Raw genomic sequence first — 1,790 nt, 5'->3', positions numbered from 1 at the left:
GTTTCATCACAGAAATACATCGTTTAAAGCGTTAATATTTGGTTATTTCTTTTTAAAAAAATTATGCTCATATAAAGCTCCATGCCTGAGTAATTTCTACCCGAATATATCATTTACTTTCGAAAAAAACAATCGGTTGCATAACTATATTAAATTTGTTATAATCAGGCTTTATCGTGTGGACGCATCTTTTGATTTGGGTTTATATGCATTTTGCTAACCAACTTTAAAAAAGTACAGGTTTTACCGAAGAACTCAGTCAATCCCAAGTGGCAGGAAAATCAAAAAAACAGTTGCAGAATAGAACAAATAGTACTACCAAACCTTAAACGCAGTGGTTTTGTGTTCATAAGTGCTGAGTCGAAGCTTTCACGAGAATTGAACACAAAACAAAGTGCTGCTGTTTTTTTGATGAGCGTGGGTGGTGAGGAGCCACATTGCCGGATTGACAAAGCGCTTTGGGTACTTTGGCGCTCCAAAGTACCATGCCCCCGCCGCGGCAAAGAGCGGAAAACAACAAATTTTATTTCCAAACTATTTTTTATATGTAATCTTATTCTGCTAATAGCAGGAAAGATGCTGATCCCGAACATTCGGGACAGCATGACGATCCCCTTTAGAATATGTGCTAGAAACAAATACAAGCTAAGAAAGATGTGTCCACACGATAGAATCAGGCTGAAAAAAAGAGCCCGAGAAAATGAAATGGTAAATTATGCGTATGGAAGAGGCGGTATAAACTGCAATTAGATCTTAGTCAAATCATTGGTAATTTCCAATAAAAAAAGCCAGGAAAACGGTTAACGTCGTTCCTGGCTTTAAGCGAGTAGTAAATTTATTTATTCTTCAAGCCTTCGGCTGTGCCAATATAGGCAGGTTTTCGAACAAAACCTTCTGTCCACAAGCCAATTGGCTCCCCTGCTCTCCAGCTCGAAGTAGCTGGACTATCCTGAGGTGCCCATATGGTAATTCCATATCGCTGAGTGGCCGGAATAAGCTCAAAGTATTTCTTGATTACATATTTGTACATCTCAGATTGAGCTGCATATTGCTCGGGTGTTGCCTGTGCAGTTTTTATATTTCCTGCAAAACCCATATCCAATTCTGATATTTTGATAAGTTTACCAGTTGCGGCCAATAATTTGAACATTTCTTCAATCTTGGCTTTATCAGAAGTAGCTACAATGTGCATTTGTGTACCAATACCATCTATTTTTGCGCCTTTGCCTTCCAAATACTTTACGTATTCAATTAATCCTTTGCATTTATCGATGCTATATTCGAGGTTATAATCATTAATAAAATGAATATCAGTCGCATTACCATACTGCCTGGCCAATTGAAATGCCTTTAGCGCATAATCCTTACCCAGGTAATCTTGCCAAAAGAATTCATCAGCCGCAATGGACGTTCTACCCGCAGCAGTTTTAAGTTCAGCTGGTTTTGCATCATCCATTGGTTCGTTTACCACATCCCAAGCTTTAACATAATCTTTTGAAGCGGTAACTATACCTTTAATCCAGGTATCTAATGCCGTGGTTAAAATGGTTTTTTTCTGCTCGGCAGTTTTTTCTACAATTGTAGTGCCGCCAAGCGGATTGTATTTTTTAAGCGTGATATTATCGAAATAAAAATTTGTTGCTGTTTTACCTAGGTTAAAAGCCAAAGCACCGCTTGTTGCAATGTCTGTAGTAACGGTAATTTCTTTCGTATAGGTTGTCCAGGTTGGTGTTGAAGAAATTGCGCCAAAAAAATCATAAAATTTGTACGCGCCGGGTGTAGTATGTGCC

At 38.4% G+C, this 1,790-nt stretch carries 1 protein-coding gene; it reads right to left on the bottom strand.

Annotated features, from left to right (window positions below):
- Positions 1 to 835: 835 nt before the first annotated feature.
- A partial coding sequence (locus tag AC1DND_RS27145) for an endo-1,4-beta-xylanase (protein ID WP_477585875.1) occupies positions 836 to 1,790 on the bottom strand: 955 nt, incomplete at its 5' end.

The organism is Pedobacter sp. 01N416, from assembly GCF_056399685.1.
This window is presented reverse-complemented; position numbering and strand designations above follow the sequence as displayed.